Raw genomic sequence first — 14563 nt, forward strand, 5'->3', positions numbered from 1 at the left:
GCAGACTGATGACAAACCCCAATTTGTTGTATCCAATTAACGGACGCCAGCGTGGCGTCCCTACATAACAAAATAAAATCTGTTATTTTTCAATTGGTTATAACTTTCCTTGTAGGGACGCCACGCTGGCGTCCGAATGAAAAAAGACTTTGTCAATAATCTGAACACCAATGGGTGTTTTACCTGAAACAGATTGAGCATCCATTCTTCCTTCCCCTGTAATGACTAAATCTGCAACTTTGATTTTCTCGCTTAACCCCACCGCATCAATCACAATTTTAACCGGTACAACCTGATATCCCCCAAACCGCATCAACTACATTACCAAGCGGTGCGATAACTGATGTTTTTTGCAAATCTCCCGATGTGGCATCTGTTAAAGATTGAACTGTACCTTCACCACCATCAGCCATTGGAACTAATTGATAGTTGGCATTTGGATATATACGACTAAATCCAATCTGAATAGCTTTAGCAACTTCTAACGCACTCAAACTTTCTTTAAAAGAATCAGGGGCAATAACAATGTTCATTGAATATCCTTATGGAATACGAAATTAAAGCGAATGCTATCACATCAGCTTTTTAAATTAAGCTCTTACCGAATAAACCTTAAACTTATTAGATTTTGCTAACAACTGATGTGAGCCAAAGGCTTGGTCTAATAAGTCGGGGTAAGGTAAAAAGGCGTTGGCGACAATACGCAATTCACCGCCTTTGTTTAAGTGCTGTTTTGCCTGTGCAATAAGGGTTTCTACTGCACGGTAAGCGGTGTCAATACCATCGTGAAATGGTGGGTTAGAAATAATTAAATCGAAACGACCGTCAATATGAGAAAAGACATCACTGGCTAAAACTTCCCCGTCTAATTGATTTTCAGCTAATGTTCGCTGGCTAGAATGGATTGCCATTGCGTGAATATCCGACATTGTGAGTTTAATTTTCGGGAATTGTTGTTTTAAAGCAGCTCCGATAACACCTGAACCACAGCCTAGATCGAGTACTTTGCCTTTTAATCCATCTGATTTCGTGAAAGTAGAAAGCAATAGTTTTGATCCTGTATCCAATTCTGCAGAGCTAAATACCGCTGGCAACGCATAAACCATTAAATCTTCTAAGCGGTAAGATTTCCAGAATTTTTTACTATCAAATTTCGGTTTTTCGTTTAATACGAAATGATATAAACCACAACGGCGTGCGGAATCAATTTTGGCAATTTCGCCTAATGAAGAAAGCATTGTTTCAACAGATCGAACGCCTGCTCTATTCTCGCCAATAATCAATAATTCTTGCTCAATTGGTGCGTTAGCAAGCCATTGTAATAATTGGAATTGGCACTCTTGCTTATTTTTAGTCCAGTAAAACACTGCTAGGTCTGCGGGCTGCTCACATTCCAACCCAAAAATCACATCTTTATGCTGATTTGCATAATCAAAATAATTTGAGAAAACCGCAACATTTGTGGCTTTTGCTCGAATAACATCAGCAAAGCGATCTCGTACATCGCCAAATAATAAAATACTTTTATTTTCAAATAACGCCAAATGACGTTCCAATACTTCACTTTCAAGAGATAACATAATTTTTCACTTTTTACTTAAAATAATTTCCGCATTTTACCGACTTTTGCTACCATTCCCCACAACTTTATGAGGAAATATGATGAATCGGCGAGATTTGCTGTTACAAGAGATGAATATTACCCAATGGGTGCTAACCAAACCACAGGTATTAAAGGGCGATGCACAAATTCGCCTAGCTCCACAGGTTAAATTTGTGGTGGTATGTGAAGAAGATTATCAACACACTGGGTTATTTCAAGATATTTTGCGAGCCTTGGCTTTAAACACCAACCAATATCAATGGCTTAATATGGAGCAAGCAGTCCGCCTTGCCTTAACCCATTCGCCTTATTTTTGGTTAATCCAGCCTGAACAACAAGCGGTAGCTTTTACAAAAAAATTTGCAAATCAAACCGCTTGGCAAAGCCCATCTTGGCAAAGCATTCAGCAAGCCACAAATAAACGCCAATTTTGGCAACAAATTGAACCATTTACAAATACTGAAAATGACTGTAATTAGCCCTATTATCGATAGCGACTTTAGCCGCCTGTTTGAAATTGAACAACAAGCCCATTTAGTGCCTTGGAGTAAGGGAACATTGCTCAACAACCAAGGGGAACGTTATCTTAATTTAAAACTATCTATTGAAAATCAAATTGTCGCCTTTGCGATTTGCCAAAAAGTGCTAGATGAAGCAACATTATTTAACATTGCCGTTGCTCCTGAATTTCAAGGAAAAGGCTACGGAAAAAAATTGCTAGAATCGCTTATTCAGCAATTACAACAACAGAATGTGCTAACTTTATGGCTTGAAGTACGAGAATCGAATCAAACGGCTCGCCAACTCTACGATAAATTAGGCTTTAATGAAGTTACCTTACGCAAAAATTACTACCCTACCGCAACAGGTGAGCGAGAGAATGCAGTTGTAATGGCACTTTATCTTTAATCCACCTAATCTACCCAAAGATGATAGAATAAGCGGTCAGATCAAATAATTATTTTACAATGAGACATTTATGAATACCCCAACTTTTGAAGAATTAGATTTAAGTCCAGAATTACTCAAAGCATTAGCGAAAAAGGGCTATACCCGCCCAACCAGTATCCAACAACAAACTATTCCAGCCGCTCTTGAAGGCAGAGATGTATTAGGATCAGCACCAACAGGGACAGGAAAAACTGCAGCATTTTTACTCCCAGCTATCCAGCACTTGCTCGATCACCCACGCCGTAAACCTGGTCCACCTCGCATTTTAGTTTTAACACCAACACGAGAATTAGCAATGCAAGTGGCAGAACAATCAGAAGAATTGGCTCAATTTACCAATTTGAAAATTGCGACTATTACAGGTGGTGTGGCTTATCAAAACCACGGCGAAGTCTTTAATACTAACCAAGATCTTGTGGTGGCAACGCCAGGACGCTTATTACAATATATCAAGGAAGAAAATTTCGACTGCCGTTCTGTTGAAGTGCTGATCTTTGACGAAGCCGACCGAATGCTACAAATGGGATTTGGTCAAGATGCAGAGACCATTGCAGCCGAAACACGTTGGCGTAAATATACTTGGTTATTTTCGGCAACCCTTGAAGGCGAATTATTAGTCGATTTTGCTCAACGAATTTTAACTAATCCACTAGAAATTGATGCTGAACCAAGCCGTAGAGAACGTAAGAAAATCCAACAATGGTATTATCACGCCGATAATCTTGAACATAAAACCAAACTATTGGCTCGTCTAATTGAAAACTTTGAAGTAGAACGAGGGATCGTGTTTGTACGTCGCCGAGAAGCAGTAAGAGAACTAAGCGAAACCTTGCGTAAACGTGGTATTCGCTCGACCTATTTAGAAGGGGAAATGGCACAAACCCAACGTAATCAGTCGATTACACGCTTAAAAGAAGGTGTTGTTAATGTATTGGTAGCCACAGATGTTGCCGCTCGTGGCATAGACATTGATGATGTCGATTTTGTCATTAATTTTGATTTGCCATATAGTGCCGATACCTATTTACATCGTATCGGACGTACAGCTCGTGCAGGGAAAAAAGGCTCGGCAGTTTCTTTGGTTGAAGCTCACGATTATAAATTACTGGGTAAAATCCAACGATATACCGAAGAAGTATTGAAACCTCGTTTGATTGATGGTTTAGAACCTCGCACTAAAGCTCCAAAAGATGGTGAAATTGTGAGTGTAACGAAGAAAGAAAAAGCACGCATTAAGAAGAAAAAAGAAGATAAAAAAGAGGCTACGAAAAAGAAAGTAAAAGTTCGCTATAAAGATACCAAAAATATTGGTAAACGTAGAAAGCCAACCGCAGAACAAAAGGGCGAATAAGTCCTTGTAAAATAGTCGTTATCTATCTTTAACGGCTATTTTACGTTTCATTTTCGATTATCCAAATGCTCATTGATTAAATTTAAAAATAACTCGCCGAAACGCTCTAGTTTTCTCTCGCCGACACCATTGATTTCTAGCATTTCATCTTCGGTTCTCGGTAAATATTCTGCCATTTCTTGTAGTGTCGCATCATTAAAAACGACATAAGGTGGAATATTTTCTTTATCGGCAATTTGCTTGCGTAAGAAACGTAAACGAGCAAATAAATCTTTATCATAACGGTGATTAACTTGTTGTTTTTGTACATAAGCCGTTGCAGAAAAGCTCAGTCGTGGCATTGCGAGAGATAAACTCGTTTCTGCACGCAAAATGGGTCGGGCAGATTCGGTCAGTTGTAATGCTGAATGGTTTACAATATTTTGGCGGATAAGCCCCAAATGGATAAGCTGACGAGCAACACTTATCCAGTATTCTTGTGATTTATCTTTACCGATACCATAGACTGAAAGGGTATCTTGTTGTAATTCCCGAATTTTTTGGTTATTCAATCCGCGTAATACCGCAATAACGTGATGAAGACCAAAACGTTGCCCTGTTCGATAGATAACTGACATCACTTTTTGAGCATCTACTAAGGCATCGTATTGTTTAGGTGGATCTAAACAAATATCGCAGTTTTTACAAGGTTGCTGCTGAGATTCCCCAAAATAGTTGAGTAATACTAAACGGCGACAGGTTTGAGATTCGGCAAATGCCCCTATCGCTTGTAATTTATGTTGCTCAATTTGGCGTTGTTCAGTTTCTGGCTTTTCTAATAAGACTTTATTTAACCAACCGTAATCTGACGGATCATAAAAAAGCACCGCTTCTGCTGGAAGATCATCTCGTCCTGCTCGTCCTGTCTCTTGATAGTAGGATTCGATACTACGGGGTAAGTCAAAATGTACAACAAAGCGGACATTAGATTTATTGATCCCCATTCCAAAAGCAACGGTAGCGACAACTACTTGAATGTTATCTCGCTGAAAAGCATTTTGTACTGTTTCACGCTCTCGCATCGTCATTCCTGCGTGATAACCCATTACACTTACTCGCTTAGCGGCTAATTTTTCGGTAATTTCTTCTACTTTTTTACGACTATTACAATAAACAATGCCACTTTTACCCTGTTGGCTGAGAATAAATTTAATTAACTGCTCTGTTGGTTTAAATTTTTCTTGTACGGTATAACGAATGTTTGGGCGATCAAAACTGCCCAAATAAGTGTGCGGATCTTGTAATTTTAGATGCTGTAAAATATCTACTCGAGTAGTAGGATCGGCAGTTGCAGTGAGTGCTACAAGCGGTATGTTTGGGAAAGTTTTTCGCAATCCGCCGAGTAAAGTATATTCAGGGCGGAAATCGTGTCCCCATTGTGAAACACAGTGTGCTTCATCAACAGCAATCAGGCTTATTTTGCAATGTGAAATAAAGTGAAAAAAGCCTGATGTCATTACTTTTTCTGGCGAAAGATAAAGTAATTTAAGTTGTCCTGATAGGGCTTTTTGCTCAACTTTCTGCTGTTCTTCTAAGGTTTGAGTTGAATTGAGATAGGCGGCTTCCACACCGTTTGTCAATAATTGATCTACTTGATCTTTCATTAACGAAATGAGAGGGGAAATCACTAATGTAATGCCGTCTAAACATAACGCAGGCACTTGGTAGCATAACGATTTACCGCCACCAGTAGTCATAATGACAAGGCAATCTTTACCTGTAAGAATGGCGTCAATTACTTCAGATTGACCTTGTCGGAATGATTGATAGCCAAAGACGTTATGTAAAACTTCTTTGGCTTTTGCAAGATTTGAGATGGGCATTAGCTAAAAGAGAGAGTTTCTCCGTGGCGAGCAACGGCTTCTTCTAAATGAACCCAAAAAGAACGCCCTTCGGCACTTACCCAATCGCCATCACGATAGGCAAAATGGAAACCACCTAATTTGCTTGCTAACCAGAGTTCTAACATTGCTTCTTGTTTATTGATCACAATTTGAGAGTCATCATCAAAAGTAATGGTAAATACCGCACCTTGTGTTTCACAATCTACATCACAACCTTGTTCTTCTAGCTGTTCTTCGATCTGTTCCCATACTTTTTCTATTTCTTGATGAAATTCTGCTACATTCATAATCACTCACTTAAATGGTAAATTTTTAGAAAAATCAAACCGCTATTTTGAATTTTTCTCTCACTATTTGCAATCTCAAATTTGTGAAAAATGTTGTGTAACTGACCGCTTATAGCAACTTACCTATACACTACATCCACGCATTACTACGAATTACACCTACTGCAATGCCTTCAATTTCAATAAAAGATGTTCTTGGATCAACAACAATCGCTTGTAGTTCATCATTTTCAGGGTGTAAATAAATAAGTTCCCCTTTCTTTTCTAGACGTTTAACCGTTACTTCATCATCAACTCGGGCAACAACAACTTGTCCATTACGCACTGATTGGGTACGGTGAACAGCCAGTAGATCGCCATCTAAAATACCTATTTTTTCCATTGAGTTGCCACTGACTTTAAGTAAATAATCCGCTTGTGGCGAAAACATTGCCCCATTGACAGGATAGCGGTTTTCAATATGTTCTACCGCAAGGATTGGTGTGCCTGCGGCCACTTTGCCAATCAGCGGTAAGCCTTCTTCATCATTTGCAGCACTATTTTCATCTTCAACAAGAATACGGATACCACGAGATGTGCCAGATAACATTTCAATATACCCTTTACGAGCTAAGGCTTTCAGATGCTCTTCTGCTGCATTCGGTGATTTAAAACCAATTTCACGAGCAATTTCTACACGCGTTGGTGGCATACCTGTGCTTTCGATATGCTGTTTTACAAAATCAAAAATTTCTTGTTGGCGAGCGGTTAAATGTTGGCGTTTCATAAATCCTCACTGTCTTTATATACAGAATATAGTGTCATTATATACAGTAAATGTGGATTTGTAACTAACAAATACCATTTTCTATAAGAATTTATGCTAAAATTCGCTTAATCCGACCATAATTATTCAAAAGGATACAAAAATGTCAGTATTACTTAACATTTATCGTAAGTTTTTAAATATACCGCTCTCTTTATTGGTGAAATCTCGTTCTATTCCTACTCACCCGATTGAAGAGCTGGGGCTGAATCCTGAACAGCCGTTTATCTATGTATTACCTTATACTTCACAAACCGACCTTTTAATTTTACAGAAAGATTGTTTAGCCTTGAATTTGCCTGATCCATTACAACCGAATGAGATTGAAGGACAAGTATTACCACGTTATGTTTTTTTAGATGAAGGCAGACGCTTTTTTAAGTCTAAAGGGGCAAAAAGTGAAACAGAAACGGTATTTTATCGCTATTTAGATCTTCATCGGATGAATACGGAGTTAGATGTACAGCTTATTCCTGTTTCTGTGCTATGGGGGAGAGCACCAGGGAAAGAAAAAGGCTTACCTGTTTTACGCTTACTAGGTCCATTACAACGTTTAATGACAATGATTTGGTTTGGTCGTGATAATTTTATTCGTTTTTCTCAAGCGGTTTCATTACGCTATATGGTAGAAGCTCACGGGGCAGATCAAGGTATCGCTCAAAAATTAGCTCGTGTTGCTAAAATGCACTTTGCTAAACAGCGTTATTCTGCAACAGGCCCACGCTTACCTGATCGTGAAGCAATGTTTAATAAATTATTGCAATCTCCTGCTATTTTAGCTGCAATTGAAGATGAAGCTCAAAAACCAAAAAGTTCGCCTGAAAAAGCACGCAAAGAAGCTGAAAAAATTCTTGATGAAATTGCCGCAAATGTTCGCCACGAAAGTTTAAGAACCGCAGATCGTGTATTAAGCTGGCTTTGGAACAAACTTTATCAGGGCATCAATGTGCAATACGCAGAGCGTGTGCGTAAATTAGCATTGGAAGGGCACGAATTAGTTTATGTGCCTTGCCACCGTAGCCATATGGACTATTTACTGCTCTCGTATATCCTTTATCATCAAGGCTTAGTTCCGCCACATATTGCAGCAGGTATCAACCTAAACTTTTGGCCAGCTGGCCCGATTTTCCGTAGCTGGGGAGCGTTCTTTATTCGTAGGACTTTTAAAGGTAATCGCCTTTATTCCACGATTTTCCGTGAATATTTAGCCGAATTATTTTATCGGGGTTATTCGGTAGAATACTTTATCGAAGGTGGTCGTTCTCGTACTGGGCGTCTACTTGAGCCGAAAACAGGAATGATGTCAATGACCTTACAAGCCTTACAACGTGGTCTTTCTCGCCCAATTAGCATTGTGCCTGTTTATATCGGTTATGAACACGTTTTAGAAGTAGATACTTATGCAAAAGAGCTTCGAGGTGCAGAAAAAGAGAAAGAAAATGCAGGTCTAGTGCTCCGAGTTATCAAAAAATTGCGTAACCTTGGACAAGGTTTTGTGAACTTTGGTGAGCCTATCCAGTTAAATAACTACTTAAATTCGCATTTTCCTGAGTGGAAAGCACCGCTTGAAGAAGGTTCTCGTCCAAAATGGCTGAATAATGCTGTTGAGTCAGTATCAAAACAAGTGATGGTGAATATCAATAATGCCGCCGCTGTCAATGCAAAAAACTTAATTGGGTCTGTTTTATTGGGATCACGCCAACGTTCTCTTACAAAAGAACAGCTCATTGAGCAGATTGAAAGCTATGTGCAATTATTTAAAAATGTACCGTATAGCAAGGATATTACCGTTCCAACGGAAACAGCGAGTGAAATGCTAGAACACGTCGTAACATTACCTCGTTCGGGAGTAATTGTAGAGAAAGATAACTTTGGTGAAATTATCCGTTTAGATCGCCAATCGGCAGTTCTAATGACTTATTACCGTAATAATATTCAACATCTATTTGTTCTGCCTTCTTTGGTTGCAAGCATTGTGTTGCATCACGAGGCGGTATCCAAAGATCTGATTATGCAAAGTGTTCAGCGTATTTATCCATTCTTACAAGCCGAACTCTTTTTACATTTTGCGGAAGACCAGGTTCGTACACATATTGAAGATATCTTAGCGGAATTTAGTCGCCAAAATATTATTAAAAATGAAAGCGAAATGTTTATGATCAATCGCCAACGTATTCGATCCTTACAACTTCACGCAGCCGCAATTCGTGAGTTATTACAACGCTATTACATCAGCTTGAGCATCTTAATTGAACAGCCTGATATTAGCCGTAATGAATTAGAAAAAGAGAGCCGTTCGATTGCACAGCGTTTATCTGTATTACACGGTATCAATGCTCCTGAATTTTTCGATAAATCATTATTCTCAACCTTTAGCGGAACACTGAAAGAGCAAGGATATTTTGATGATGAAGGAAATACTGCTGTGAATAAAGTAAAAGATATTGAAACTTTATTGCGTGGTTTAATTTCTTTAGAAATTCAGCAAACTATTCAAGGTGCTATGGTGAAAATGGAAGAAATTCATTCTACACAAGAGTCACAACCTGAGTTAATCGATGTTACTACAATACAAGAAATGAATAGTCAGGAAAACAATCAAGGTAAGTAATCTATTGGTTTGAACGACAAAGCCAACCATTTAGTAAATAGGATGGTTGGCTTTTTACGTTGTAGGGCAGCATAAATTTACTTCAAAATTAATTTACTATCTCTTAGTAATAAGAATGCTCACCGTGTTGATGTTCGGTAACATCTCTTACACCAACAAGTTCATCAGGGAAAAGTGCTAGGAGTTGCTTTTCGATACCTTCTTTTAAGGTAACATCGACCATTGAGCAGCCATTACAGCCACCACCAAATTGTAAAATTGCATACTTATCTTCGGTGATCTCAATCAGTGTTACTCGTCCACCGTGGCTTGCTAATTGTGGATTAACTTGAGTTTGAATCACATAATCTAAACGTTCAATGAAAGGGGCGTCATCTGCAACTTTTTTCATTTTTGCATTTGGTGCTTTCATTGTGAGCTGAGCACCCATTGCGTCTGTAACATAATCAATTTCGGCTTCATCAAGGAAAGGTAAGCTAACATCATCAACAAAAGCTGAAAATTGCTCAAATTTTACTTCTGTATCACTGTCTTCTACTGCATTAGGTGGACAATAGGAAACGCCGCACTCTGCACTTGGTGTACCAGGGTTCACGACAAATATGCGAATATTGGTACCTTCTTCTTGTTGATCTAATAATTTGCGGAAGTGATTTTGTGCCGCATCTGAAATCGTAATATTCATTGTTTAATCCATTATGAGAAAATTTGTAGATATTCTACTCCGAACCTGATTTTTTGACTAGCATCAAATTTTACTTGTCTTGGTAAAAAAATAAGCTTTTCGTACCGCTTATTTTCAAAATGATTATTTGTTGTATTTAAAATTTGAAGTAGGTCAAACTTTATGGGCTGAAATGTTAAAAAAATGTGGTTAAACTGGCATTTAATGCCATTTTTCAGGTAGAATACCGCGTTTATTTTTATCTTTAACTGAAAAAGATAAAAATCCGATTTGAGAACTTAATGTAGCATTTGAGAATAGGTGGGGGAATCAACGTTTATTCTTGAATTTAGCTACGACTCAATAGAAGCGATTGTAGCTTGCTACAATTATATTTTTAACCCAACAAAAGTAGTGCAAACAATATGATTACAATTAAACAAGGCTTAGATCTCCCTATTTTGGGAAAACCTGAGCAAGTAATCCATAACGGCAATGCTGTTAGTGAAGTTGCTGTGCTTGGCGAAGAATATGTGGGTATGCGTCCTTCTATGAAGGTGCGTGAAGGTGATGTAGTTAAAAAAGGTCAGGTTCTTTTTGAAGATAAAAAGAATCCTGGTGTTATTTTTACTGCACCTGCAAGCGGTACGGTTGTTGCAATCAATCGTGGCGAGAAACGTGTTCTTCAGTCAGTCGTGATTAAAGTTGAGGGTGATGACCAAATTACCTTTAGTCGCTATGCGACAGCTGACCTTGCGTCTTTGACAAGCGAGCAAGTTAAACAAAATTTAGTGGAATCTGGTTTGTGGACAGCATTCCGTACTCGTCCATTTAGTAAAGTGCCTGCATTAGATGCTGTGCCTTCATCTATCTTTGTGAATGCAATGGATACTAATCCATTAGCAGCAGATCCTGAAGTTGTTCTTAAAGAACATAAGCAGGACTTCGTTGATGGTTTAACGGTATTAAGCCGTTTATTTAATGGCGAGAAAACAATTCATTTATGTCGTGCACCAGATAGCACAACACCGAATGCAGATGTACCAAATGTAAAAGTAACTGCTTTTGCAGGGCCTCATCCAGCTGGGTTAAGTGGTACACATATTCACTTTATTGATCCTGTAAGCTTAAACAAACAAGTGTGGTATTTGAATTACCAAGATGTTATTGCAATTGGTAAATTATTTACTACGGGTGAGCTTTATACCGATCGTGTTGTTGCCTTAGCAGGACCACAGGTTGAAAAACCTCGCTTAGTTCGCACTCGTTTAGGTGCTAAATTATCTGAATTAACTGCAAATGAACTTAAATCAGGCGAAAATCGTGTGATTTCTGGTTCTGTGTTAAGCGGTGCGAAAGCAGTTGGTGTTCACGATTATTTAGGTCGTTATGCATTACAAGTTTCTGTGATCGCTGAAGGGCGTGATCAAGAATTCTTCGGAATGATTGCACCATATTCACATAAATTCTCAATTACTCGTACGGTGTTAGGTGCTTTCACTAAGAAATTATTTAACTTCACAACCGCAGTAAATGGTGGACATCGTGCAATGGTACCAATTGGTTCTTATGAGCGTGTAATGCCATTAGATATTCTGCCAACATTATTACTTCGTGACTTGGCTGTAGGAGATACCGATTCTGCTCAAGCATTAGGGTGTTTAGAACTAGATGAAGAAGATTTAGCACTTTGTACCTTTGTTTGCCCAGGCAAAAATGAATATGGACCAATGTTACGCCAAGCGTTAGATAAGATCGAGAAGGAAGGTTAATCAAATGGCTTTAAAAGATCTTTTCCATAAAATGGAACCCCACTTTCATAAAGGTGGAAAGTATGAAAAATGGTACACGTTATTTGAAGCGGTGTATTCTATTGTTTATACATCTGGTGCAGTAACTCAAAAAGATGCTCACGTTCGTGATGCGATTGACTCAAAACGTATGATGTTAATTGTATGGTTAGCATTATTCCCAGCAATGTTCTACGGTATGTATAACGTGGGAACTCAGTCAATCTTAGCGTTAGGAATGGGTGATTTTGCACAGAATCTCGCAAATAGCGTAAATAACGATTGGCATTTTGCTTTAGCGAACAGCTTGGGTGTGGTATCACAAGATGCTGGTGTATTCGCTAAAATGACACTTGGTGCAATTTTCTTCTTACCAATCTATCTTACTGTCTTTTTAGTCGGTGGTTTTTGGGAAGTTGTTTTTGCAATGGTGCGTAAACACGAAATCAATGAAGGTTTCTTTGTTACATCTATTCTCTTAGCATTAATTGTTCCACCAACATTACCATTATGGCAAGCGGCATTAGCGGCTACTTTTGGTGTTGTTGTTGCAAAAGAAGTATTTGGTGGTGTAGGTAAAAACTTTATGAACCCAGCATTAGCGGGTCGTGCGTTTTTATTCTTTGCTTATCCAGCTCAAATTTCAGGAGATTTAGTTTGGACTGCAGCAGATGGTTTTTCTGGTGCAACGGCACTTTCTCAATGGGCAGTAGGGGGTGAAGCAGCACTTAAACACGTTGCAACAGGTCAATCAATTACTTGGATGGATGCGTTCTTAGGAAATATTCCAGGTTCTATTGGTGAAGTTTCAACCTTAATGCTGATCATCGGTGCGGCAATTATTGTTTTCGCTCGTATTGCTTCTTGGCGTATTATTGCAGGGGTAATGATTGGTATGGCTGCAACTGCAACCTTATTTAATCTTATCGGTTCTGATACAAACCCAATGTTTGCAATGCCTTGGCACTGGCACCTTGTATTAGGTGGTTTTGCATTAGGTATGTTCTTTATGGCGACAGACCCTGTATCTGCTGCATTTACCAATAAAGGTAAATGGTGGTATGGTATTTTAATTGGGGTAATGTGCGTATTGATTCGTGTTGCAAACCCAGCATACCCAGAAGGTATGATGTTAGCGATTTTATTTGCTAACTTATTTGCACCAATCTTCGACTACCTTGTTGTTCAAGGCAATATCAAACGTAGGAAGGCACGCAATGGCTAAGTTTAATAAAGATAGCATTGGCGGAACACTTACCGTCGTGGTTTTATTAAGTTTAATCTGTTCGTTAATTGTTGCAGGTTCTGCGGTGTTATTAAAACCAACCCAAGAAGAACAAAAACAATTAGACAAACAGAAAAACATTTTAAGTGTTGCTGGTTTATTACAAGCAGATACCAAAAAAGGTGATATCAAAGATATTTATGCTAAAAATATTGAACCTAAGATCGTTGATCTTGCAACAGGTGAATATGTAGAGGGCGTAACAAATTTTGATGCGAAATCTGCAATTAAAGATCCAGCTCAAAGTATTGCGATTAACCCAGCAGATGATAAAGCAGGTTTAAAAGTCAGAGCTAAATATGCTGAAGTTTATCTTGTGAAAGACGCTGATGGTAAAGTAAACCAAATCGTTTTACCATTCTACGGTACAGGCTTATGGTCTGTAATGTATGGTTTCGTTTCTGTACAGCCAGATGGTAATACTATTAAAGGTATTACTTATTATGAACACGGTGAAACCCCTGGATTAGGTGGAGAAATTGAGAACCCACGCTGGCAACAGAATTTCGTTGGTAAGAAATTACAAAACGAAAGTGGCGAATCTGCAATTCGTGTTGCAAAAGGTGCTTCAGCAGATAAAGATCACGGTATTGATGGTTTATCTGGTGCGACATTAACTTCTAATGGTGTTGATGGTTCATTCAAATATTGGTTCGGAGCGAATGGTTTCGGTCCATATTTAGCGAAATTAAAAGCGGGGACTAACTAATGGCAAGTAATAAACTTAAAGACCTATTGTTATCACCTGTTGTGAATAATAACCCAATTGCATTGCAAATTTTGGGTATCTGTTCAGCATTAGCGGTAACAACTAAACTTGAAACCGCAGTGGTAATGGGCATTGCAGTAAGCTTTGTAACAGCTTTTTCAAGTATGTTTATTTCAATGATCCGTAACTATATTCCAAATAGTATCCGTATCATTGTACAAATGGCAATTATTGCATCTCTTGTAATTTTAGTTGACCAAATTTTACGGGCGTATGCCTACGATCTTTCTAAACAGCTTTCGGTATTCGTTGGTTTAATCATTACCAACTGTATCGTAATGGGACGTGCAGAAGCATTTGCAATGAAATCAGGTCCAGTAGAGAGTTTTGTTGATGGTATCGGTAACGGTTTAGGTTATGGTGCAATTCTTGTGATCGTAGCATTTATCCGTGAATTGATCGGTTCTGGTAAACTCTTTGGGATGACGGTATTCCAAACAATCCAAGATGGTGGTTGGTACCAAGCAAATGGTCTATTCTTATTAGCTCCAAGTGCGTTCTTTATTATTGGCTTCTTAATCTGGGGCTTAAGAACGTGGAAACCAGAGCAAGTGGAGAAATAAT

The 14563-nt window shown here is 38.6% G+C and carries 14 protein-coding genes and 1 pseudogene; 8 read left to right on the forward strand and 7 right to left on the reverse strand.

Going from position 1 to position 14563, the window contains the following annotated elements:
* Positions 1–97: 97 nt before the first annotated feature.
* From A1D25_RS02690 to rsmC, 3 genes and pseudogenes are all read right to left on the reverse strand, one after another.
* Positions 98–313, reverse strand: coding sequence for a glycerate kinase (locus A1D25_RS02690; protein WP_157394161.1), 216 nt, complete (start codon positions 311–313; stop codon positions 98–100).
* Positions 291–533: pseudogene (locus tag A1D25_RS02695) on the reverse strand (glycerate kinase); the annotation flags it as partial. The gene A1D25_RS02690 and the pseudogene A1D25_RS02695, both read right to left, overlap by 23 nt.
* A gap of 57 nt (positions 534–590) precedes the next feature.
* On the reverse strand, positions 591–1580 hold the full coding sequence (rsmC, locus tag A1D25_RS02700) for a 16S rRNA (guanine(1207)-N(2))-methyltransferase RsmC (protein WP_157394163.1): 990 nt from the start codon (positions 1578–1580) through the stop codon (positions 591–593).
* Positions 1581–1662: 82 nt separating this feature from the next.
* On the opposite strand from rsmC, the gene A1D25_RS02705 reads away from it, so the two are divergent.
* From A1D25_RS02705 to srmB, 3 genes are all read left to right on the forward strand, one after another.
* Positions 1663–2082 (forward strand): DNA polymerase III subunit psi, encoded by a 420-nt coding sequence (locus A1D25_RS02705; RefSeq protein WP_157394194.1) that lies wholly within the window; start codon positions 1663–1665, stop codon positions 2080–2082.
* Positions 2069–2512, forward strand: coding sequence for a ribosomal protein S18-alanine N-acetyltransferase (gene rimI, locus A1D25_RS02710; protein ID WP_157394164.1), 444 nt, complete (start codon positions 2069–2071; stop codon positions 2510–2512). The genes A1D25_RS02705 and rimI overlap by 14 nt, the downstream gene beginning before the upstream one ends.
* 70 nt (positions 2513–2582) lie before the next feature.
* Complete coding sequence (gene srmB, locus A1D25_RS02715) at positions 2583–3905, forward strand: ATP-dependent RNA helicase SrmB (RefSeq protein WP_157394165.1); 1323 nt, start codon at positions 2583–2585, stop codon at positions 3903–3905.
* 47 nt (positions 3906–3952) lie between these two features.
* On the opposite strand, the gene recQ is transcribed toward srmB, so the two are convergent.
* The 3 genes from recQ to lexA all read right to left on the reverse strand — a co-directional run bounded on the left by recQ (position 3953) and on the right by lexA (position 6841).
* Positions 3953–5767 carry an ATP-dependent DNA helicase RecQ gene (recQ, locus tag A1D25_RS02720; RefSeq protein ID WP_157394166.1) on the reverse strand — a complete coding sequence of 605 codons (1815 nt, stop codon included), beginning with the start codon at positions 5765–5767 and terminating at the stop codon, positions 3953–3955.
* Positions 5767–6075 carry an iron donor protein CyaY gene (gene cyaY / locus A1D25_RS02725; RefSeq protein WP_157394167.1) on the reverse strand — a complete coding sequence of 103 codons (309 nt, stop codon included), beginning with the start codon at positions 6073–6075 and terminating at the stop codon, positions 5767–5769. Before cyaY ends, recQ begins: the two co-directional genes overlap by 1 nt.
* A 130-nt stretch (positions 6076–6205) precedes the next feature.
* Entirely contained in the window at positions 6206–6841 is a 636-nt protein-coding gene (gene lexA / locus A1D25_RS02730; protein ID WP_157394168.1) for a transcriptional repressor LexA, read from the reverse strand.
* Between the two features lie 142 nt (positions 6842–6983).
* Between lexA and plsB the strand changes: the two genes are divergently transcribed.
* Entirely contained in the window at positions 6984–9491 is a 2508-nt protein-coding gene (gene plsB, locus A1D25_RS02735) for a glycerol-3-phosphate 1-O-acyltransferase PlsB (RefSeq protein ID WP_157394169.1), read from the forward strand.
* Positions 9492–9594: 103 nt separating this feature from the next.
* On the opposite strand, the gene nfuA is transcribed toward plsB, so the two are convergent.
* A complete protein-coding gene (nfuA, locus tag A1D25_RS02740) occupies positions 9595–10176 on the reverse strand; it encodes a Fe-S biogenesis protein NfuA (protein ID WP_157394170.1) in 582 nt (193 codons plus the stop codon).
* Between the two features lie 404 nt (positions 10177–10580).
* On the opposite strand from nfuA, the gene A1D25_RS02745 reads away from it, so the two are divergent.
* Genes A1D25_RS02745 through A1D25_RS02760 form a run of 4 tightly spaced genes read left to right on the forward strand, consistent with a single transcriptional unit; the run spans position 10581 to position 14562 of the window.
* Positions 10581–11927, forward strand: a complete 1347-nt coding sequence (locus A1D25_RS02745; protein WP_157394171.1) for a Na(+)-translocating NADH-quinone reductase subunit A — start codon at positions 10581–10583, stop codon at positions 11925–11927.
* A 4-nt stretch (positions 11928–11931) separates the two neighbouring features.
* On the forward strand, positions 11932–13170 hold the full coding sequence (locus A1D25_RS02750) for an NADH:ubiquinone reductase (Na(+)-transporting) subunit B (RefSeq protein ID WP_157394172.1): 1239 nt from the start codon (positions 11932–11934) through the stop codon (positions 13168–13170).
* Positions 13163–13939, forward strand: a complete 777-nt coding sequence (locus A1D25_RS02755; RefSeq protein ID WP_157394173.1) for a Na(+)-translocating NADH-quinone reductase subunit C — start codon at positions 13163–13165, stop codon at positions 13937–13939. Before A1D25_RS02750 ends, A1D25_RS02755 begins: the two co-directional genes overlap by 8 nt.
* Positions 13939–14562 (forward strand): NADH:ubiquinone reductase (Na(+)-transporting) subunit D, encoded by a 624-nt coding sequence (locus tag A1D25_RS02760; protein WP_157394174.1) that lies wholly within the window; start codon positions 13939–13941, stop codon positions 14560–14562. The genes A1D25_RS02755 and A1D25_RS02760 overlap by 1 nt, the downstream gene beginning before the upstream one ends.
* Position 14563: the final 1 nt, after the last annotated feature.

The sequence above is a fragment of the Ursidibacter arcticus genome, from assembly GCF_009761375.1.
Lineage (GTDB): Bacteria > Pseudomonadota > Gammaproteobacteria > Enterobacterales > Pasteurellaceae > Ursidibacter > Ursidibacter arcticus.